Genomic DNA, 17,976 nt, shown 5'->3' with positions numbered 1-17,976 from the left:
GCAGCGTTGGACACAGCGCGTTGCGCGCAGAGCACGGAGAAACGGGGAGACGAGGACGCACAGACATGAGCGGCAGAAGTACTAAGCGGGGTAAAATGCGAAGGCGGCATCCCCATCGGACCGAAGCCCGACAGAGATGCCGCCAAGTTCATGCAGCATCCTGGGCCTTAGAACGCACACCCGCTGGGGGCGGTAGGCGAGGTCACGCTGCCGATCGCGCCGACTGCGGTGGCGATGCACTCAGGAGTGGTACCGAAGACACCGACCTGGACCTCGTTGTCGTTGTCATCGTTCGTGCCTTCGATGATCAGGCTCGTCGTGGACGCGGTGACTTCGAAGTCGCCATTGAGGTTGGAGTAGACACCGCTCGACACCGTGTAGCCGACCTGGGCGAGCGAGAAGTTCTCCATGCCCGTCTCATTGGAACCGCCACCGAAGGCGGCGGGCTTCAGCTTCCACGCCTGCGCGTCGGAGGCGATGCGGACGGCGTCGTTGACGATGGCATCGGAGTTGGCTTTCTTCTGGTTCTCGCCGAAGGCCTGGATGCCGACGACGACCGCGAGGCCGACGATGACGATGCCGAGGACGAGGAGGAGGAGTTGCTGCTGACCCATGGGGGATACCTCTTAAAGTTGGTTGGTTGGTTCCTGCTGGAGCACGCCGCTGTACGACTGGCGCTCCGGGTTATGTGGAGTGAGTGTTGCGGATGGCGACCGATACGGCGTGCTCCCATTCGCGCTCTGCCTTCCCTTTAGCATGGGCCGTGCCCGAACCGTCCGCGCCACACCGGAACCTCGGCCTCTCCCCCTCCACCTCTCCGTTTAGCGCGCATTTTCGCTCCGATCCGACTCGCTAATCTGATTCGACGCCCTTCTCTCGGTGCCCCGCCCGCTCGTCCGAACCGGAAAAGTCGCCCGGCCCGGTTCCTTTTTGTAATGACTTGATACGGTTTCGACCGCACCGGCAGCGGAGTTACTCGGAACCATTCGGCGCGTCCCGCCGTGCTTCTCGCACCACCTTCTCCTCTCCGCCCGGGTGCGCGGCGGGACCTCTCCCCATCTACTCGACATCCTATCATGAGCAAGAACCCTAACTCCCCCTCGAAGAAAGCTAGCGAGGCCATTGAAGAGATCAAGCTCGCGGGCAACCAGCTCGTGGACCGCGTGCGCGACCTGATCGAAGAGGGTAACGTCCGCCACATCCGCATTAAGAAGGAGGACCGCGTCCTCCTCGAAGTCCCGATGACGGTGGGTGTCGGGGCCGGCGCGGCCGCCGTCCTGCTCTCCCCCGTGCTCGCGGCCCTCGGCGCCCTCGCCGCCCTCCTGACCGACGTGACGATCGTCGTCGAGCGCGACCCCGATGCCGACCACGTCTCCGGGAAGCCGACCGAGACGCCGGCGTCGAAGCCCGTGACGCCGAAGGACGGGCCGGACAAGACCATCGGCTGATCCCCCCGTCCACCTCCCGACCCCGTAGGGGCGACCGGCCGGTCGCCCCTACGTCGTTTCTATGGCCGACGCTGCACTCAAATCCTACCTCGATGGCCTCGTCGACCGCTACGAGCGGCGGGCGTTCATCGCCGACGACCCCATCGCGATCCCGCATGGCTTCGACGACGCGCGCGACCGCGAGGTGATCGGGCTCTACGCCGCCCTCCTCGCGTGGGGCCGCCGCGTGACGATCATGGCGAAGCTGGCCGACCTCTGCGAACGGATGCGGTTCCGCCCCTACACGTTCGTCCGCGACTTCGACCCGGACCGCGATGGCCCTCGGCTCGCCGGGTTCAAACACCGCACATTCCAGCCAGCGGACGCCGTCGCGCTGACGCACGCGCTTTCCGTCTTGCTGCGCGAGCACGGATCGCTCGAAGCCGTGTTCGCCGAGCGCCTCCCCCCCGACGCTCGTAACGTCGGCCCCGCCATCCAGGGTTTCAGCGAGCGCGTGCTGACCGCCCGGCCGGACACGCCGCCTCGACTCCGCAAGCACCTCGCCCGCCCCGACACCGGCAGCGCCGCCAAGCGGCTCTGCATGTACCTCCGCTGGATGGTCCGCCCCGGGCCCGTCGACTTCGGGCTCTGGACCCGCATCACCCCGGCCCAGCTCGTCCTCCCGCTCGACGTGCATTCCGGTCGCCAGGCCCGAGCCCTCGGGCTCCTCGACCGTAAGCAGGACGACTGGCGCGCGGCCCTCGAACTCACGATGCGCTGCCGCGCCTTCGACCCGGCGGACCCGTGCCGCTACGACTTCGCCCTCTTCGGCTCCGGCGCCTACGGCCACGAGCACCCGGCGGAATTGCTGGTCTGAACCGGAAGCGAGGACCTGCTACCCCGCCGCCTCCGCGACGAGACGCAGCACGTCCGCGCCGTAGCGTTCCAGCTTCGCCGGGCCGATGCCTTTGATGGCGAGGAGCGCGTCGTCGCTGTCGGGCCGGGCGCGGGCGATCGCGTCGAGCGTGCGGTCGTTGAATACGACGTACGGCGGCACGTCCTGCGCGTGGGCCTGCTCCGTCCGCCACGCCTTGAGCGCGCCGAGGAGGTCCACGCCGATCTCGTCGAGCGGCCGGGCCTGCACCGCTGTCTCGACCCGGGAGCCGGGGGACGCGCTGCGCCCCGTCACCGGCATCTCGATCGGAATCGCCTCGCGATGGGCGAGCGCGCGCCGCCCCGTCGCCGTCAGCTCGACGACGGGGTACTCGGCCCCGACGACTTTGAGGTAGCCCGCCGCGATGAGCTGTTTGTAGAGCCCGTCGATATCGTCCTGCGACATGAAGCCGAGGCGACCGTAGTACGGCGACTCCGTGTACTCGCGGCGGTCCATCCCCTTCGCGTTGGAGCCCGAGAGCAGCTTCACGAGCGTCTTCCGCCCGACGCTCCACTTCAGCCGCTGAGCCGCATCGAGCAGGCCGAGCGCGATGCGCGACCCCATCGGCAGGCTCGCGAACGGCGGGAGTTCGCCCTCGCTCGGCGCGGCGGCGATCTCGGCAGCGACGAGGCAGTTGTCGCAGCAGCGCGCGGCCTCGGGCGGCTCGGGATCGCCGAAGTGGTCGAGCACCATCTGACGGCGGCAGGCGTCGGCTTCGGCGTAGCGGATCATCCGGTAGAGCGCCTGCCGCTTCGCCTTCTGCCGCTTCTCGGAGGAGGCGAGCACGCGCGCGGCCTGCTCCGCATTCCACTCCCCGACACCGTACTGACGGAGCGGCCCCTGGTCGTCGCCGCGCTCCAGCACGCCCATCCGCTCCAGCAGGCTCATCGCCACGCGCACGCCGACGGGGTGCTGATCGACGCGGCTCGCCACGGCGTCCTGATCGACGGTGGCGAGGCCACCGCCGGCTTCGCGAGCGAGGTGACGGTGGAGCGCGCGGAGGTCGCGTTCGGACGGGGCGTTCTGGTCGATGAACCACTCGCGCAGCGAAGCGTCCTGCGTCGCGTACAGAAGCAGCGCCTCGGAAGGGTTGTCGTCGCGGCCCGCACGGCCGGCCTCTTGGTAGTAGGCTTCGAGCGTGGACGGGATCCCCCAGTGGACGACGAAGCGCACGTCCGCCCGGTCCACGCCCATCCCGAAGGCGTTCGTCGCGACGACGAGGTCGAGCCCGCCTGTCATAAACGCGTCCTGCACGTCGGTCCGCTCGGCGTCGGAGAGGCCGGCGTGGTACGCACGCACCTCGCGACCGACCTCGTCGCGGATGAACCGCGTCACGTCGTCGCACTGCTTCCGCGTGCTGACGTAGACGAGGCCCGGCCCGGTCTGCTCGTCGAGCACGGCCTTCAGCGCGCGGCGCTTGTCGTTCGCCGACGGCGTGGACTGGACGGAGAACGTGAGGTTCGGCCGGTTGAAGCCGGTGACGACGCGCTCGGCGTGATCGACGTCGAGCGTGGCGAGGATGTCGTCCTGCACGAGCGGCGTCGCCGTAGCCGTGAGGGCGACGGTCGGCGGGTCGCCCATGTGGTGACGAGCCTTCGCGATCTGGAGGTAGTCGGGCCGGAAGTCGTGGCCCCACTGACTCACGCAGTGGGCTTCATCGACGGCGAGGAGGGCGACCCGGGCCTCGGCGAGCGCGCGGAGGAACGACTTGTTGCGGAGCCGCTCGGGCGCGACGTAGACGAGCCGGACCGCCCCGCTCCGCAGCGCGTCGAGCCCGGCCCGCTGCTGCTCGACGGGCATCGACGAGTTGAGGGCGACGGCCGGAATCCCGCGCCGGTCGAGCGCGTCCACCTGATCTTTCATCAGCGCGATGAGTGGCGAGATCACGACCGTCACGCCGTCGAGCAGGCACGCCGAGAGCTGATAGACGAGCGACTTCCCCGCCCCCGTCGGCATCACGACGAGCGTGTTCTTCCCCGCCACGACCGAGGCGACGGCCTCGCGCTGGCCTCGCCGTAGCGACTCGAACCCGAAGTGCTCGCGGAGCGCGTCGTCGATGGAGGCATTCGTGAAAGCGGGGGCGGCAGTCGGCACGGCGGCAGGCACAGGCGAGGGGGAAACGAGAGACACGCGGGAACGACGGAATGTAACTGGACAGCGACCCGGGTGTCGGACACACGAGTACGAAACGCGGCTGACAGCGCTCGTTCATAGCGGGCGCAGCAGGTCCGGTTTCCGCCTGCTGCCATGCCTCCCAATTTTCTCCCTCTTTATACGACGGCGTCGTGGCTCCACGTATTCTGCCCCCTTCACCCGACCGATTCCGCATGGCCCCCTTCTCCCCTCGCTCCGCCCGCGTCGAGCGCGCCACCGCCGAAACCCGCGTCTCCGTCGACCTTGCGCTCGACGGCGGCGACTACGACAACGCCACGGGCGTTGGCTTCCTCGATCACATGCTCGACCTCTTCGCCCGTCACGGCGGCTTCGGCCTCACCGTCCGCTGCGAAGGCGACCTCCACGTGGACGACCACCACACCGTCGAGGATGTCGGCATCGCGCTCGGGCAGGCGTTCGCCGAAGCGCTCGGCGACAAGGCCCACGTCAACCGCTACGGCGACGCGCTCGTGCCGATGGACGAGACGCTCGCCCGCTGCGCCGTCGATCTCTCCGGCCGGTTCTATCTCGTGTTCGACGCCGCCTTCGACCGCGCCACCGTCGGCGACCTCTCGACGGAGATGGTGCGGCACTTCTTCTACAGCCTCGCCGAGCACGCCCGCATGAACCTCCACCTCGCGGTCCTCTACGGCGGGAACGACCACCACCGCGCCGAGGCCCTCTTCAAAGCCGCCGCCCGCGCCCTCCGCCACGCCGTTCGCCGTGACACCGCCAACGCCGCCATGCCGTCCACGAAGGGCACGCTGTAGCAACCCCCCGTCCGGCCCCGCGTTGTAGCTGCGAACCCGCCGACCGTCGCCATGCACGATTCGCCCGCCCTCATCGATTCGGCCGCCGCCGTGCTTGCCCTCGCCCCCCGCGAGCGCCTGTTCACGGCGGAGGAATACCACGCCCTCGCCCGCGCCGGCGTGCTCACCGAGGACGACCGCGTCGAACTCATCAACGGACGCATCGTCACCATGTCCCCCATCGGCCCGCCGCACCTCCACGCCGTCAACCGCATCACTGAGCTTTTCGCCCGCCGCCTCTACGCCCGCGACGAGCCCCAAGCGCGTCTCAGCGTGCAGAACTCGATCCACCTCGGGCATCGGAACGAGCCCGAGCCGGACCTTGCGCTCCTCCGGCCCGATGCACCGCAGGACCGCGTCCCGACGCCGGAGGACGTGCTGCTCGTCATCGAGGTCGCCGATTCGTCGGCGGAGGTGGACCGCCGGGTCAAGCGCCCGCTCTACGCCGCATTCGGTATCGCCGAAGTGTGGATCGTGTACCTCACCGACGGCTACGTCGAGGTGTGTCGCGAACCGGGCGACGAGGACTACGTCGACATCGTCCGAATGACGCCGGGCCACACGCTGACCGTCGCCGCGCTGCCGGATCTGCCGGGCATCCCCGTCGCCGATATACTCGGGCGATAGAGCGAGAAACGGGCGATTCTTCATCCGGGAGTGTGGGCCACGCGCGCGCGGCGACGGTACGTTCCGTCTCCCTTTCACCGACCCCTCGTTCCGTGCTAAAAAACCAGACCGTCGCCATCCTCGGGACCGGCAACATCGGGCGCGCGCTCCTCGGCGGGATGCTCCGCGGCGACGAATTCGAGCCCGACCAGGTCCGCGTAACGCGCCGCAGCACCGCGGCCCTCGACGCCCTCGCCGAGCAGTTCCCCGGCATCCACACCGGAACGGACAACGTCGCCGCCGTCGACGGCGCAAGCGTCGTCATCCTCGCCGTCAAACCGTACCAGGCCATCGGCGTGCTCGAAACAATCCGGGGCCACGTCGCGGAGGACGCCGTCGTCATCTCCGTTCTCGCGGGAACGACGACGGAGACGATCCTCCACACGCTCGGAGCCGAGATCGCCGTGATCCGTGCGATGCCGAACACGCCTGCCCTCGTCGACGAGGGCGCGACGGCGATCGCGGCCGGGCGCTTCGCCACGCCGCACCACGTCGGGATCGCGCACGAGATCTTCGGGGCCGTCGGCATGGTCGACGAGGTGCCGGAGGAACTGATGGACGCTGTGACGGGACTCTCCGGCAGCGGCCCGGCCTACATTTATATGGTGATCGAAGCCCTCACCGACGGCGGCGTGAAGCAGGGCATCCCGCGCCCGACCTCGCTCCGCCTCGCGGCGCAGACCGTCTTCGGCGCGGCCAAGCTCGTGCTAGAAACGGGCAAGCACCCCGCCATCCTCCGCGACGAAGTCACGACGCCCGGCGGCACCGCGATCGCCGCCGTCGCCGACCTCGAAGCGCACGGGCTGCGAACCATGCTCATCAACGCCGTCGCCACCGCCACCGCCCGCTCGAAAGAGCTGAGCGAACTCCGCTGACCCGATGCTCCTCCTCATCGACTACGGGATCGGGAATATCCGCTCGCTCGAAAAGGCGTTCCAGGCCGTCGGCGCGGAGCCGGTGCGCAGCGGGAATCCCGACGACATCGCACGGGCCGACAAGCTTGTGCTCCCCGGCGTCGGCGCGTTCGGGGCCTGCGCGGACGAGTTGAGGCAGCGCGGGCTGTGGGAGCCGGTGCGCGCGGCGGCCGAGGCCGGGACGCCGCTCCTCGGCGTGTGCGTCGGGATGCAGCTCCTCTTCGAGGCGAGCGAGGAGATGGGCGAGCACGCAGGCCTCGGGCTGCTGCCCGGCCGCGTCGTCCGCTTCGACGGGGCGCGTGGTTCCGAGAAGGGCCGCCCGCTGAAGGTGCCGCACATGGGCTGGAATACGGTCCGTGCCACCCGTCCCCACCCGCTCTTCGACGGCCTCGCCGACGAGGCGCACTTCTATTTCGTCCACTCGTACCACGCCGCGCCCGCCGACGCCGCCGACGTGCTCGGCGAGACGGAGTACGGCGAGCGCTTCCCCGCCGTTGTCCAGCGCGGGAACGTCGCCGGCGTGCAGTTCCACCCCGAGAAGAGCCAGGCGGCCGGGCTCCGGCTGCTTCGGAACTTCGCGGACCGAGCCGTGGAATGAGGCGTTGAACGCCTCGACAGCACGCTTCCCCCCGCTCCCCCGCCTCCCGATCCCATGCTGCTCGTCATCCCCGCTATCGACCTCCGCGGCGGCCACTGCGTCCGCCTCCGGCAGGGCAACTACGAAGACGAGACCGTCTACTTCGACGACCCCGTCAAGATGGCGAAGCTGTGGCGCGTGCAGAACGCCCGCGTCCTCCACCTTGTCGACCTCGACGCAGCGCGCACGAAGGACGGCGAGGCGACCTCCAACCGCGCGATCATCCACGAGATCGCCGAGGCGCTCGACATTCCTGTGCAGGTCGGCGGCGGCGTCCGGACGATGGACGATGTCGACGCTCTCATCGACGCGGGGGTGTACCGCGTCGTGCTCGGGACCGCGGCCGTCCGCAACCCGGACCTCGTCGAGGAGGCCGTGGCGAAGCACTCGTGCAGCCGGATCGTCGTGGGCATCGATGCGAAGGACGGCGAAGTCCGCGTTGAGGGCTGGGAGAAAGGCAGCGGCGTCGACGCCGTGGACCTCGCGCTCGACATGGAGCGGCGCGGCGTCCGGCGCATCGTCTACACCGACATCGCCCGCGACGGGATGCTCGACGGGCCGAACGTCGAGGCCTACCGCGCGCTCGGGACGGCGCTCACGAAGGCGCGCGTCACCGCGTCCGGCGGCGTCTCCGGCTACCGCGACCTCCTCCGCCTCCAAGAGCTGAGCCCGCTCGGCGTTGACTCCGTGATCGTCGGGCGCGCGCTCTACGAGAACAAGTTTCCGTGCCAGCAATTCTGGTGCTGGCACCGCAAGACCGAGGTCGACCTCGACCGCTACTCAACGGCGAAAATGGCGCAGCCTGACGCCGACTGCGACTGACCGTGCTCTGTCTTTTGTCACTCGTCTTTTTGTCATCCTGAGCCCGCCGAAGGATCTGAAAGGCAGCGGCAACGTCGAGATCCCTCGGCTCCGTTTGCTAACGCGCTCTCCGCTCAGGATGACACGGGATGGGCGCATCGCCAATTCCCACGTCTTGCGTTGCCGGTCGTGACTGACCGATGACAAGGGACCAATCACCAACATCGTGCTCGCCAAACGCATCATCCCCTGCCTCGACGTCCACGCCGGCCGCGTGGTGAAAGGCGTGCAGTTCGTCGACCTCGTGGACGCCGGCGACCCTGTCGAGCAGGCCCGGTTCTACGACGAGGCCGGGGCCGACGAACTGGTATTTCTCGACATCACGGCGACGCACGAGGGCCGCGACACGATGCACGAGGTCGTCCGCCGCACGGCCGATCAGGTGTTCATCCCCCTCACCGTCGGCGGCGGGATTCGGACCGTGGACGACATCCGCGCGATGCTCGACGCGGGTGCGGACAAAGTCGCCGTCAACTCCGCCGCCCTCGCCGACCCCGACCTCATCACGCGGGGCGCGCGCGCGTTCGGTGCGCAGTGCATCGTCGTCGCCATCGACGCGAAACGCACGGGCGAGACGGCGTCGGGGTGGGAGGTCTTCACGCACGGCGGGCGCAAGCCGACGGGCATCGACCTGCTCGCGTGGGCGGCCGAGGCCGAAGCGCGCGGCGCAGGCGAGTTCCTCGTCACCTCGATGGACCGCGACGGCACGGGCGACGGCTACGACCTCGCCATGCTCGAAGCGCTCCACGAGCACGTCACCGTCCCCGTCATCGCCTCCGGCGGCGCGGGCACGCTCGACCACCTCCGCGATGGGCTCGCCGTGGCCGACGCCGTCCTCGCCGCGTCGATCTTCCACTTCCGCACGTTTTCGATCCCCGAGGCCAAGCAGCACCTCCGCGCCGCCGGGTTGCCCGTGCGCGAAGACGTAGCCCTCGCCGCGCCATGAGTGAGCCGATCCCGAAAGGCCCGCTGAAGCTGCTCCGCATCGCCGGGGCGCTCGTCGTCGTGTTCGGCATCGGGATGACGGTGTGGCTCGTTGACAAGGCCGTGCTGAACCCGGACGTGAAGGCGAAGCGGCCGGGGTGGTTCGCCGACGGCGTGTTCGACGTGCCGTTCTGGCTCCCGCTCATCCTCACGATCGTCGGCGGGGCGGCGGCTGTGGTCTACGTCTATGCCCGCGCCGCCCGGCGGCTGCGCGACGGCGAGGACCTCTACGGCAACAGCTACCGCGACCGCATCCGGCGCGGCGACACGGACGGCGAGCAACGTTAGCGGCCGAGCGGACTCTATTACGTAGCGGCCTGTGCCGCCCGTTCGCTGCATTCACTCACGCTCCGTTGCCATGCTTGCCCGCCTCACGCCCATTCTGCTGCTCCTTTGCATCGCCCTCCCCGCCCGCGCGCAGGACGACGATCTCCTCAACTACGTCGAGAATCCGCCCCAGCTCGTCGGCGGGCTCGAAGGGCTCCAGCAGGAAATCCATTACCCCGAAGCCGCCAAAGCGGACGGGATCGAAGGGACGGTGTTCGTCCAGTTCGTCGTCGATGAAACGGGGAATGTGATCGACGAGAAGATCCTCCGCAGCCTCGGCCCCGAGATCGACGCCGAAGCGCTCCGCGTCGTCCGGCAGGCGCGGTTCGAGCCCGGCACGCAGCGCGGTGAGCCCGTCAAGGTCCGGTTCTCGCTCCCGATCAAGTTCAAGCTCGGCCCCGACCGCAGCGACGGCTAACGCCCGCCGAGCGCGCGGAGTAGCCGCGTCATGAATCGGTGAGCTTCCGCGTAGATGCCCGGCGCGGTGCTCTCGCGCGGCCCCGCGACGTTGAGCACCGTCGCCCCATTCGCCCGTACCCACGCTGCCACCGGCGCCACGTCCGCCATCTGCGCGAGATCGACGACGAAGCGCGGTTTGCCGAGCGCGTCGACGGCTTCGAGCGTCGTCGCGGTGCCGCCCGTCGGGGTGCCGCGCGTGAGGATGAGCGTGGCGTCGGCGTCGCGGACGTTCCACCGCGTGCGCTCGGCGACCTCCGGCGTCGGCGTCTCGCGGAGCGGGTAGCGCGAGGGGATCGGTCCGTCTTCCGCCCACCGGCCGAGCGGGCACCACCCGCCGACGGGGACGCCCGCCGCGAGTGCTGCGTCGAGCGCGGCACGGTCCACGCCGGTCTGTCCGCCAGAATGAATGACGAGGGGCTTCCGTGTCATGCGATGGCTCGTGAAATCTGACAGACGAACGGGATACTGACCGGAGACACTCTGCCACCATGACAAGGAATTACGCGTGGCACAGCGTGTGATATTCGATCAAGTGTATGGGACAGATTGCGATCTATCCCATCGTTCCACCCTCTATTCAAACCAACCATCGATTCCTACCATGGCTGTCATGCGCTATCATCGCGGCAGCGACTTCGACGTGCTGCGCCGCGAAATGTCCCGTCTCTTCGACGACTTCCTCCCCACCCGCTCGACGGGCGGCGAGCAGCAGGAATCGGCCGTGTGGGCACCCCGCGCCGACATCTCCGAGACCGACGACGCGTTCGTCCTCGCCCTCGACCTGCCCGGCATCGGCCGGGACGACCTCGACATCACGGTCGAGGACGGCACGCTCAAGATCTCCGGCGAGCGGTCGATGCGGGAGGAGCACGAGAGCGGCCAGTTCCACCGCGTCGAGCGGTCGTACGGCCGGTTCTTCCGCTCCTTCAACTTCGGCCCCAACGTCGACCCCGACAACATCGACGCGACGTTCGATGACGGCGTGCTGACGCTCCGCGTCGGCAAGGCCGAGGAGCGGAAGCCGCGCCGGATCGAAGTCGGGAGCCGTCAGGAGCTAGAGGCAACTTCGTAAGCGGGGTGCCGTTGCACTCCCGCTTCGGAAGCGCCCCGCCGGCCGGTCCGGCGGGGCGCTCGTCGTTTGCTCGACCCCCGCCCGGGCACACCCTTTGCCTTCGATACGCCCGATTCCCACCCCTACGCTTCCTCTTCCGAGCACGCTCATGATGACCCAGAAATCACGCTTTACGGCTCTCCTCGCCGCGATCCTCTTCGCCACTGTCCTCTCGACTGGACAAGCCTACGCCCAGAAGGGCGATACCATCCTCGACCGCCTCCGCGCGCGCTACGAGTCCACCGACGCCCTCCGCGCCCACTTCGTCCAGACGATCGGCGACGCCTCGATGGAAGGCACGCTCACGCTGCGCGGCGACGCCTACCGCATCGAGACCGGCGACCAGACCCTCGTCACCGACGGGACGACGGCGTGGGTCTACTCGAAGTCCGAGAAGCAGGTCCTCGTGAACGACGCCGTCGCCGACGAGACGGCGTTCTCCCCCGCCGACTTCTTCACCAACTACCCCGACCGCTTCAACGTGACCGTGCAGGGCAGCGAGTCCATCAGCGGCGTCCGTCACGACCGGCTGAAGCTGACGCCGAAGGAGTCGGGCTCGTTTCTCCGCGAGGTCACGCTCTTCGTCCGCGCGAGCGACGCGCTCCCGACGCGCGTGCAGATCGTCGACGGCAACGGCACCCGCGTCGCCTTCGACCTCCGCGACGTGGAGGTCAACCCGCGCCTGGGCAACGACGTGTTCCGGTTTGTCACGCCGCAGGGGGCCGAGGTCGTCGACCTCCGTTCGTAAACGGCTCGCAGCCGTATTCGCAGAGACTTGGGACGGGGCGGCTTCGGTCGCCCCGTTTCTTTTGTAGCCTCCCCATCCGCCGACGCCCGTGCCGCAGCGCCTCAAATCCCTCCTCGTGCAAGTCGGCTCGTTCGTGCTGGGCGGCGGGCTGCTGTGGCTCGCGCTGCGGAACGTGGACTTCGGCGCGCTCGGCGACGCGCTGCGGACGGCGAATTACTGGTACCTCCTCCCGCTCGTCGTGCTCCTCCTCGGCTCGCACGGCCTCCGCGCGTGGCGGTGGCAGATGCTGCTCGAAGCACTCCCCGATACCGAGGGGCACGTCGGCCGCGTCCCATTCAAGACGGCGTTCTACTCGCTGATGATCGGGTACATGGTGAACTACGCCGCGCCCCGTCTCGGCGAAGTGGCGCGCACGGCGAACCTCGCCTCGCAGTCGAGGCTCTCGTTCTCCGGCGTGTTCGGGACCGTCGTCGTGGAGCGGTTGCTGGACGTGCTCGTGCTGGCCGTCGGGCTCGTCGCCGCGTTCGTCATTCTGGCCGACCGGACGGCGGTCGTCGCGCCGCTCTTCGCACCCGTGGCTGACCTGCTCGCCGACCCGCCCGTCGCGTGGTGGATCGTGGTCGCAGTCGGCATCGGCGTGCTCGTCGGGCTCGCCCTCCTCTTCCGGGCGCTGCTGCGGCGGAGCGTGCGGGCCGAAGGACTCGCCTCCCGCGTCGTCGCCACGCTCGCGTCGTTCCGCGACGGGCTCGCCTCCGTCATCCGCGCGCCGCGCCGGCTCGGCATCGTCGCGACGACGCTCGGCATCTGGGCCGCGTACCTCCTCGTGACGTTCCTCCCACTGCGGATGTTCGGCATCGACGCGCTCGGGCTGGTCGATACGTGGGTGCTGCTGATGGTGGGGACGGTGGGGATGGCCGTGCCGTCGCCCGGCGGCGTGGGCTCGTACCACTTCGTCACGATCCGCACGCTCGATGTCCTTTTCGGCGTGGCGGCGGCCCCAGCGACGGCCTACGCCGTGTTCTCGCATGCGGCGCAGCTCGTGCTCTACGCCGCCGTCGGCGCGCTGTGCCTGCTCCTACAAGGCACGAGCTTCCGCGCCCTCCGCGCCGAGACGGCACGCTCCTCGACTGACACTGATCCGTCGGCGTAGCTTCGCCTTTCCTACCGACTGCCGTACAGACGCGCGCGCCTGCGCAGACGCAGCATGCTGCGTCTCTACCTCCGACTCTCCGATGCGCTTCGCTCCCCTCCTTCTCCTCTTCCTCCTCGCCGGTTGCCGTGGCGACGAGCCTGCGGCGCCCGGCGAGCCCGGCGCATTCGACCTCTCCTCCACGACCGTTTCCGCCCTCGATTCGCTCGCCGCGTCGGGCGCGCAGGTGTCCATCAACGGCCGTGTGAGCGACCAGCGCGCGGGCGAGCGCGTGCTCACGCTCGACGACGGGACGGGGCTCGTGCGCGTCGAGCTGCCGGAGGCGCTGCCGATGCTCGTCGGGCAGCGGCTCTTCGTGCAGGGCACGCTGCGGCAGGAGGACGGGCGGCCCGTGCTCGCCGCCGCCGAATGGCTCTACGACTCGACGGCGGTCTCTGTCCGTTCGGACTGAGGCGGCGACCGTTCGGAGCGTTCGGCTTGAGGTCGCTGGGCGCGATCCGTACCGTTTCCTTGCGGCTGCATCCTGTGGCCGCGGGGCCGAGCCCCACCACGGCTCGCTCCGGTACCAACCGCCCGATCTCATGGAGTATACGTCGGCACCAGACTCCGAAAACCCGCTCGAAGGGCTCATCAGTGAAGACGTGTACCAGCGTCTCGTCGAGCACAACCTGCTCAACGAGAAGGGCGTCCGCGACTTCCGGATCCGCGAGGCGTTTCGCCAGATGCGCCACCGCGATACCCCAGCCTATGAGGCCATCGAGGCGCTGCGCGAGGAGCATCCCTACCTCCAGTTCGACACGATCCGCAAGATCGTCTACGGCCTGCGCAACAAGCGCTGAGCCTCTGCGCCGCTGATTTGCCTGCGGGAAGAGGCCGGACGGAGTGGGTGCCGTCCGGCCCATCCGCAGTCCTCCGACCCTGCGGTCAGACGCGGTCGCGGACGGCCGCGAAGAGCGCGATCCCCGTCGCCACAGACGCGTTGAGCGACTCGGCCGGGCCGCGCATCGGGATCGACACGAGGAAGTCGCACGTCTCGCGCACGCGCGGCCGCAGCCCCTTCCCCTCGCTCCCGACGACGAGCGCGAGCGGCCGGTCCCAGTCGAGGGTCCACACCGTCTCCTCCGCCTCACCGTCGAGGCCGGCCACCCAGTAGCCCCGCTCTTTGAGTTGGAGGAGCGCGTTCGAGAGGTTCGTCACGCGGGCGACGGGGATGCGCGGGGCCATGCCCGCACTCGCCTTCAGCGTCGTCGTGTTGAGCGGGGCTTGGTTGCTCTCGGGCACGATCACGCCCGCCGCGCCCACCGCCACCGCGCTCCGGAGGATCGCTCCGAAGTTATGCGGGTCCGTGATCTCGTCGAGCACGACGAGTACCGGTTTCGTGTCCCGCACGTCGTCCGGCGTCGCGGCGATCGCGTGCAGCATCTCCTCGAGCACGGCGTACTCCAGCGCCGCAGCAATCGCGACGCAGCCCTGGTGCGTCACGCCCGGCGCGAGGCTGTTCAGCTTCTGCGGCGGCACGAACTGCACCGGCACGCCCGCCGCCGATGCGAGCGAGCGGATGACGTCCAGCGGTCGCCCGCCGCCGCCCTTCGCGAGGTACACCTTCTCGATGCTCCGCTCGCCACGCTCCAGCGCCTCGCGCACGGGGTTGCGCCCTGCGATGATTCCTGTCTGATCGGCCATCATATTCACGTTGAAGGGGAAGTGCTCAAGTGCTGCGCCATCGACTCAACGCGCCCGTGCAGCCAGCCGACGGCGCGTTCGTGCTCGGGCTTCATGAGGACGGAGCGGAGGATGCGGACGTGCGGCTGATCGGCTTCGATGTGCGGGTGCAGCGCGCAGAACGCCTCGGCCGGGACACGGTAGAGGCTGAGGAAAACGGGGTCGTTGTCCGCCATCGCCGCGTCAAACAGCCGCTGACTCGCGGCGTCGACGGCCGAGAGCGTCGGCTCGGCCGTACGTGGGAAGAAGGTGACGATGTCGAGCTCGGGCGGGAGGTAGAGGTCGAGCACGTCAGACGCTTCGATCCGCGTTGCCCAATCACGGGCGGCGCGGAGGCACGCGGCGAGGATCGGGCCGAGGCCGTCGTCGGGGCGGAGCGGGAGGGCGCGGAGCGTGAGCCAGAGCGCGCCGGCGGCGGCGCCGGGCCGCGAGCATTCGAGCGAGATCTCGCCGAGATGCAGCTCGTCGGAAGTGAAGTACGTGTACGGCGAATCGTGGCTGTAAAACCGGCCGACGGCGGGGTCGCGGAAGAGGATGCAGCCGCAGCCGTACGGCTGCAGCCCGTGCTTGTGCGGGTCCACGGCGAGCGAATCGCAGGCCGCGAGCGAGCGGAACGCCTCGGCCGGGAAGTCGGCGGGCGCGGCGCTGACGGGCTGCGCGAGGAGCGCGAAGAAGCCGCCATACGCTGCGTCGGCGTGGATGCGAACGCCGTAGCGGTCGCGCAGCGCGAGCACGTCGTGGATCGGATCGACCGTGCCGAGCCCGGTCGTGCCCGGCGTGACGACGACGGTGCCGATGCGGCCGGTCTGCAGTTCGGTTTCGAGCGCGGCGAGATCGAGGTGGCCGCGCCCGTCGGTGGGGATCACGGCGGTGTCGAGCCCGAGCACTTCGCTCATCCGCCCGTGCGTGTAGTGCGCGTCGGCGCTGAAGGCGACGGCTTTGTCGGGGTGCAGGTGCCGGGCCACCCACAGCGCTTCGAGGTTTGCGACGGTCCCGCCGCCGGTGAGGTGGCCGAGCGTGTCGCCGGGAAAGCCGAAGAGGGCGGCGAGATCGGCGACGACCTCCTTTTCCATCTCGCCGGTGGGCGGGCCACCGTCGAGGGCGTGGTTGTTCGGGTTGATCCGCATCGCGGCGGCGTAGGCGGCGACGGCGACGGGGTGCGGCGGCTTGAGCATCTGCCCGGCGTAGCGCGGGTGGAAGAACGGGTAGTTCCCCCGCAGCCGGTCGAGGTACTCGCCGAGCGCGGCGTCGAGCCGCTCCGCATCCACGGCCAAGGCCGGGTGCCGCTCGAACGCGCCCCACGACGCTTCCCAATCGTCCACGCCTGCCATCACCCGGGCAAGCAGGCGGCCGAGCTCTCCGTTGTCGCGCGTCGTCATTGGCCGGCCTCCGTGAACAGCTGTTCGAGCGCCGCGCCGAGATTCGCCCCGCGCAGGTCCGAGCCTTCGGCCACGATCCGCCCGTCGGCCCCAACGAGAATCGGCTTCGGCAGGCTGCCGACCTCGAACCGCTCGGCGAGATCACCGCCGAAGCCTTCCTCAGAGAAGACGTTCAGCCACGGCATCGGGAACCGCTCGGCGCGGAAAGCGCGGACCTCGGCCGGGGTGTCGTCCATCGAGATCGAGAGGATATCGAAGCCGCGCTCGCGGTAGCGGTCGTACGTCGCGTGCAGGTTCGGCATCTCGGCGACGCACGGCGAGCACCACACGGCCCAGAAGTCGATGAGGTACGGACGGCCGAGGAGCGATGCGCGGGAGACGGTGCCCTCCGCGTCGAGGAGTTGGAGCGAGAAATCGGGGACGGGTGCACCGACGTGGATGCCGCCGGTGAGGTCGTAGCGGCCGAAGAGGGCTTCGGCGATGAGGCCGGGGTCGGTCTCGGCGAAACGCTCCTCTTGCAGCAGGGCGAAATAGCCCTGCGCACGCCCCTCCTGCCCCGCGCGGTCGGCCACGTCGAGGCCGTGCAGCAGGGCGTAGGCTTGCACATCGGGATCGGGGTGCACGTCGTAGAACTCCTGCGCCGACCGCTCCGCCGCCGCGGGATCGCCGAGCCGGGCGAGGTCGAGTGTGCGCTGCACGAGCGCGGGGTAGAGCCCCCACAGCGGCGCATCGGGCCCGAGGTCGCGGAGCGCCCGCAACGCGAGCGCCGGGTCCTTCTGCGCCGGTTCGGTCTCGACGCTGACGTAGTTCAGCAGGATCGCCTGCCGCACGGCGGGGTCGGTTTCCGCGTCGGCGGCCGCGGCGAGGCGGGCGTCTTCGGCGCTCAGATCGAACGGCTGCATCGCGGCATCGAGCGCGGCCTGTCGGTCCTCCGGCGGCACGCCCCGCGTAGCCATGATCGCACGGCGTCGGGCCTCGAAGACGAGTTCGCTCCGGTTGTCGAGGTCGCGCAGCACGGCTGCCGAGCGCGCCGCCCGCGTCCCCCGCTCGGCGAAGTCGACGGACGGAAGCGACTCGGCCGCCGGGACGAGGCGCGGGTCGAACGTCACCGTCACGCTGTCGCCGGGCGCGTCGAGCACGGCGATGTAGTCGCTGCCGCCGTCGAAGACGAGCCGGTCCCAATCAGTGCCGTTGACGCGGGGGCCGTGGACGAACCCGCCCGTGAGTTGATACGCGAACGTGTCGGCCCTCGCGGGGAACGTCTCGGCGAACGTGCCGTCGGGCTGCGGCTTGAGCGTCCGGCCCGCGCCGGCGAAGTCGCCGCGCACGCGGAGGTCGGAGAGGTTGTCGAGGAGCGGGTTCACGGCGAGGCGCACCGTAAGGTCCACCTCTTCCCCGTCGCCGACGTAGAGCGGGAGATCGACGGGGCGGTGGTTCGCCCCCGTGAAGCGGAGGACGACGAAGCCGTCGCGACCCGTCGCGAGCGCGAACCGCCCGTCCGGCCCGACCGATACCGTGGCGACGGGCGCTTCGCCACCCGGCACGAAGGCGTGGGCGTGGGCGGCGGGCAGCGGCGCGTCGGCGGCGCTCGTGAGCGTACCGGTGACGGTCTGCGCTGTGGTCACCGGAGCGAAGAGCAGCGGGACGACCGCGAGGAGAGCGAAGCGGAGCATGAAGCGAGGGAAAGGAAAAGA

At 69.6% G+C, this 17,976-nt stretch carries 21 protein-coding genes; 15 read left to right on the top strand and 6 right to left on the bottom strand.

What is annotated here, in order from left to right; genetic code table 11:
• Positions 1 to 167: 167 nt before the first annotated feature.
• Positions 168 to 614 (bottom strand): hypothetical protein, encoded by a 447-nt coding sequence (locus tag ABJF88_07920; GenBank protein ID MEP0546843.1) that lies wholly within the window; start codon positions 612 to 614, stop codon positions 168 to 170.
• 462 nt (positions 615 to 1,076) lie between these two features.
• Between ABJF88_07920 and ABJF88_07915 the strand changes: the two genes are divergently transcribed.
• Complete coding sequence (locus ABJF88_07915) at positions 1,077 to 1,448, top strand: DUF4342 domain-containing protein (protein ID MEP0546842.1); 372 nt, start codon at positions 1,077 to 1,079, stop codon at positions 1,446 to 1,448.
• A gap of 61 nt (positions 1,449 to 1,509) precedes the next feature.
• On the top strand, positions 1,510 to 2,304 hold the full coding sequence (locus tag ABJF88_07910) for a TIGR02757 family protein (GenBank protein MEP0546841.1): 795 nt from the start codon (positions 1,510 to 1,512) through the stop codon (positions 2,302 to 2,304).
• 18 nt (positions 2,305 to 2,322) lie between these two features.
• Here the strand turns inward: ABJF88_07910 and ABJF88_07905 are convergent, their stop codons facing one another.
• Positions 2,323 to 4,455, bottom strand: coding sequence for an ATP-dependent DNA helicase RecQ (locus tag ABJF88_07905; GenBank protein ID MEP0546840.1), 2,133 nt, complete (start codon positions 4,453 to 4,455; stop codon positions 2,323 to 2,325).
• Positions 4,456 to 4,688: 233 nt separating this feature from the next.
• Between ABJF88_07905 and hisB the strand changes: the two genes are divergently transcribed.
• The 8 genes from hisB to ABJF88_07865 all read left to right on the top strand — a co-directional run bounded on the left by hisB (position 4,689) and on the right by ABJF88_07865 (position 10,131).
• Positions 4,689 to 5,285 carry an imidazoleglycerol-phosphate dehydratase HisB gene (hisB, locus tag ABJF88_07900; protein ID MEP0546839.1) on the top strand — a complete coding sequence of 199 codons (597 nt, stop codon included), beginning with the start codon at positions 4,689 to 4,691 and terminating at the stop codon, positions 5,283 to 5,285.
• Positions 5,286 to 5,336: 51 nt separating this feature from the next.
• Positions 5,337 to 5,951: a Uma2 family endonuclease gene (locus ABJF88_07895; GenBank protein MEP0546838.1), complete on the top strand. Its 615-nt coding sequence runs from the start codon at positions 5,337 to 5,339 to the stop codon at positions 5,949 to 5,951.
• Positions 5,952 to 6,043: 92 nt separating this feature from the next.
• The gene (gene proC / locus ABJF88_07890) at positions 6,044 to 6,865 is read left to right on the top strand and encodes a pyrroline-5-carboxylate reductase (protein MEP0546837.1); all 822 of its coding nucleotides are present in this window, start codon (positions 6,044 to 6,046) and stop codon (positions 6,863 to 6,865) included.
• Positions 6,866 to 6,869: 4 nt separating this feature from the next.
• A complete protein-coding gene (gene hisH, locus ABJF88_07885; GenBank protein ID MEP0546836.1) occupies positions 6,870 to 7,502 on the top strand; it encodes an imidazole glycerol phosphate synthase subunit HisH in 633 nt (210 codons plus the stop codon).
• 54 nt (positions 7,503 to 7,556) lie between these two features.
• The gene (hisA, locus tag ABJF88_07880; GenBank protein MEP0546835.1) at positions 7,557 to 8,363 is read left to right on the top strand and encodes a 1-(5-phosphoribosyl)-5-[(5-phosphoribosylamino)methylideneamino]imidazole-4-carboxamide isomerase; all 807 of its coding nucleotides are present in this window, start codon (positions 7,557 to 7,559) and stop codon (positions 8,361 to 8,363) included.
• A 202-nt stretch (positions 8,364 to 8,565) separates the two neighbouring features.
• Positions 8,566 to 9,348, top strand: coding sequence for an imidazole glycerol phosphate synthase subunit HisF (hisF, locus tag ABJF88_07875; GenBank protein MEP0546834.1), 783 nt, complete (start codon positions 8,566 to 8,568; stop codon positions 9,346 to 9,348).
• Positions 9,345 to 9,674, top strand: a complete 330-nt coding sequence (locus ABJF88_07870; GenBank protein MEP0546833.1) for a hypothetical protein — start codon at positions 9,345 to 9,347, stop codon at positions 9,672 to 9,674. The genes hisF and ABJF88_07870 overlap by 4 nt, the downstream gene beginning before the upstream one ends.
• Before the next feature lie 70 nt (positions 9,675 to 9,744).
• A complete protein-coding gene (locus ABJF88_07865; GenBank protein MEP0546832.1) occupies positions 9,745 to 10,131 on the top strand; it encodes an energy transducer TonB in 387 nt (128 codons plus the stop codon).
• Here the strand turns inward: ABJF88_07865 and ABJF88_07860 are convergent.
• Positions 10,128 to 10,601 carry a putative molybdenum carrier protein gene (locus ABJF88_07860; protein MEP0546831.1) on the bottom strand — a complete coding sequence of 158 codons (474 nt, stop codon included), beginning with the start codon at positions 10,599 to 10,601 and terminating at the stop codon, positions 10,128 to 10,130. The two genes, ABJF88_07865 and ABJF88_07860, sit on opposite strands and share 4 nt — an antisense overlap.
• Positions 10,602 to 10,782: 181 nt before the next feature.
• Between ABJF88_07860 and ABJF88_07855 the strand changes: the two genes are divergently transcribed.
• The 5 genes from ABJF88_07855 to ABJF88_07835 all read left to right on the top strand — a co-directional run bounded on the left by ABJF88_07855 (position 10,783) and on the right by ABJF88_07835 (position 14,020).
• Positions 10,783 to 11,244 carry an Hsp20/alpha crystallin family protein gene (locus tag ABJF88_07855; GenBank protein MEP0546830.1) on the top strand — a complete coding sequence of 154 codons (462 nt, stop codon included), beginning with the start codon at positions 10,783 to 10,785 and terminating at the stop codon, positions 11,242 to 11,244.
• Between the two features lie 148 nt (positions 11,245 to 11,392).
• The gene (locus ABJF88_07850; GenBank protein ID MEP0546829.1) at positions 11,393 to 12,031 is read left to right on the top strand and encodes an outer membrane lipoprotein carrier protein LolA; all 639 of its coding nucleotides are present in this window, start codon (positions 11,393 to 11,395) and stop codon (positions 12,029 to 12,031) included.
• Between the two features lie 88 nt (positions 12,032 to 12,119).
• Positions 12,120 to 13,181: a lysylphosphatidylglycerol synthase transmembrane domain-containing protein gene (locus tag ABJF88_07845; GenBank protein ID MEP0546828.1), complete on the top strand. Its 1,062-nt coding sequence runs from the start codon at positions 12,120 to 12,122 to the stop codon at positions 13,179 to 13,181.
• An 82-nt stretch (positions 13,182 to 13,263) separates the two neighbouring features.
• Complete coding sequence (locus ABJF88_07840) at positions 13,264 to 13,632, top strand: OB-fold nucleic acid binding domain-containing protein (protein ID MEP0546827.1); 369 nt, start codon at positions 13,264 to 13,266, stop codon at positions 13,630 to 13,632.
• 130 nt (positions 13,633 to 13,762) lie between these two features.
• A complete protein-coding gene (locus ABJF88_07835; protein MEP0546826.1) occupies positions 13,763 to 14,020 on the top strand; it encodes a hypothetical protein in 258 nt (85 codons plus the stop codon).
• A gap of 85 nt (positions 14,021 to 14,105) precedes the next feature.
• Here the strand turns inward: ABJF88_07835 and rlmB are convergent, their stop codons facing one another.
• The 3 genes from rlmB to ABJF88_07820 are packed head-to-tail and all read right to left on the bottom strand — an operon-like array spanning position 14,106 to position 17,955.
• Positions 14,106 to 14,864, bottom strand: coding sequence for a 23S rRNA (guanosine(2251)-2'-O)-methyltransferase RlmB (gene rlmB, locus ABJF88_07830; protein MEP0546825.1), 759 nt, complete (start codon positions 14,862 to 14,864; stop codon positions 14,106 to 14,108).
• A gap of 5 nt (positions 14,865 to 14,869) precedes the next feature.
• On the bottom strand, positions 14,870 to 16,282 hold the full coding sequence (locus ABJF88_07825) for an aminotransferase class V-fold PLP-dependent enzyme (GenBank protein ID MEP0546824.1): 1,413 nt from the start codon (positions 16,280 to 16,282) through the stop codon (positions 14,870 to 14,872).
• Positions 16,279 to 17,955 carry a TlpA disulfide reductase family protein gene (locus ABJF88_07820; protein MEP0546823.1) on the bottom strand — a complete coding sequence of 559 codons (1,677 nt, stop codon included), beginning with the start codon at positions 17,953 to 17,955 and terminating at the stop codon, positions 16,279 to 16,281. The genes ABJF88_07825 and ABJF88_07820 overlap by 4 nt, the downstream gene beginning before the upstream one ends.
• Between the last annotated feature and the right edge of the window lie 21 nt (positions 17,956 to 17,976).

This window comes from Rhodothermales bacterium (assembly GCA_039944855.1).
GTDB lineage: Bacteria > Bacteroidota > Rhodothermia > Rhodothermales > JANQRZ01 > JBBSMX01.
Note: the sequence above shows the minus strand (reverse complement) of the source record. Positions and strands in the feature narration are given on the sequence as shown.

Excerpts from the sequence above, each read along its gene's own strand:
- ABJF88_07870 (MEP0546833.1), top strand. The coding sequence starts at position 9,345 with ATGAGTGAGCCGATCCCGAAAGGCCCGCTGAAGCTGCTCCGCATCGCC.
- ABJF88_07920 (MEP0546843.1), bottom strand. The coding sequence starts at position 614 with ATGGGTCAGCAGCAACTCCTCCTCCTCGTCCTCGGCATCGTCATCGTC.
- hisA (MEP0546835.1), top strand. The coding sequence starts at position 7,557 with ATGCTGCTCGTCATCCCCGCTATCGACCTCCGCGGCGGCCACTGCGTC.
- hisB (MEP0546839.1), top strand. The coding sequence starts at position 4,689 with ATGGCCCCCTTCTCCCCTCGCTCCGCCCGCGTCGAGCGCGCCACCGCC.
- ABJF88_07835 (MEP0546826.1), top strand. The coding sequence starts at position 13,763 with ATGGAGTATACGTCGGCACCAGACTCCGAAAACCCGCTCGAAGGGCTC.
- ABJF88_07915 (MEP0546842.1), top strand. The coding sequence starts at position 1,077 with ATGAGCAAGAACCCTAACTCCCCCTCGAAGAAAGCTAGCGAGGCCATT.
- ABJF88_07895 (MEP0546838.1), top strand. The coding sequence starts at position 5,337 with ATGCACGATTCGCCCGCCCTCATCGATTCGGCCGCCGCCGTGCTTGCC.
- ABJF88_07855 (MEP0546830.1), top strand. The coding sequence starts at position 10,783 with ATGCGCTATCATCGCGGCAGCGACTTCGACGTGCTGCGCCGCGAAATG.
- ABJF88_07910 (MEP0546841.1), top strand. The coding sequence starts at position 1,510 with ATGGCCGACGCTGCACTCAAATCCTACCTCGATGGCCTCGTCGACCGC.
- hisH (MEP0546836.1), top strand. The coding sequence starts at position 6,870 with ATGCTCCTCCTCATCGACTACGGGATCGGGAATATCCGCTCGCTCGAA.
- ABJF88_07840 (MEP0546827.1), top strand. The coding sequence starts at position 13,264 with ATGCGCTTCGCTCCCCTCCTTCTCCTCTTCCTCCTCGCCGGTTGCCGT.
- rlmB (MEP0546825.1), bottom strand. The coding sequence starts at position 14,864 with ATGGCCGATCAGACAGGAATCATCGCAGGGCGCAACCCCGTGCGCGAG.
- ABJF88_07865 (MEP0546832.1), top strand. The coding sequence starts at position 9,745 with ATGCTTGCCCGCCTCACGCCCATTCTGCTGCTCCTTTGCATCGCCCTC.
- ABJF88_07850 (MEP0546829.1), top strand. The coding sequence starts at position 11,393 with ATGATGACCCAGAAATCACGCTTTACGGCTCTCCTCGCCGCGATCCTC.
- ABJF88_07820 (MEP0546823.1), bottom strand. The coding sequence starts at position 17,955 with ATGCTCCGCTTCGCTCTCCTCGCGGTCGTCCCGCTGCTCTTCGCTCCG.
- ABJF88_07825 (MEP0546824.1), bottom strand. The coding sequence starts at position 16,282 with ATGACGACGCGCGACAACGGAGAGCTCGGCCGCCTGCTTGCCCGGGTG.
- ABJF88_07860 (MEP0546831.1), bottom strand. The coding sequence starts at position 10,601 with ATGACACGGAAGCCCCTCGTCATTCATTCTGGCGGACAGACCGGCGTG.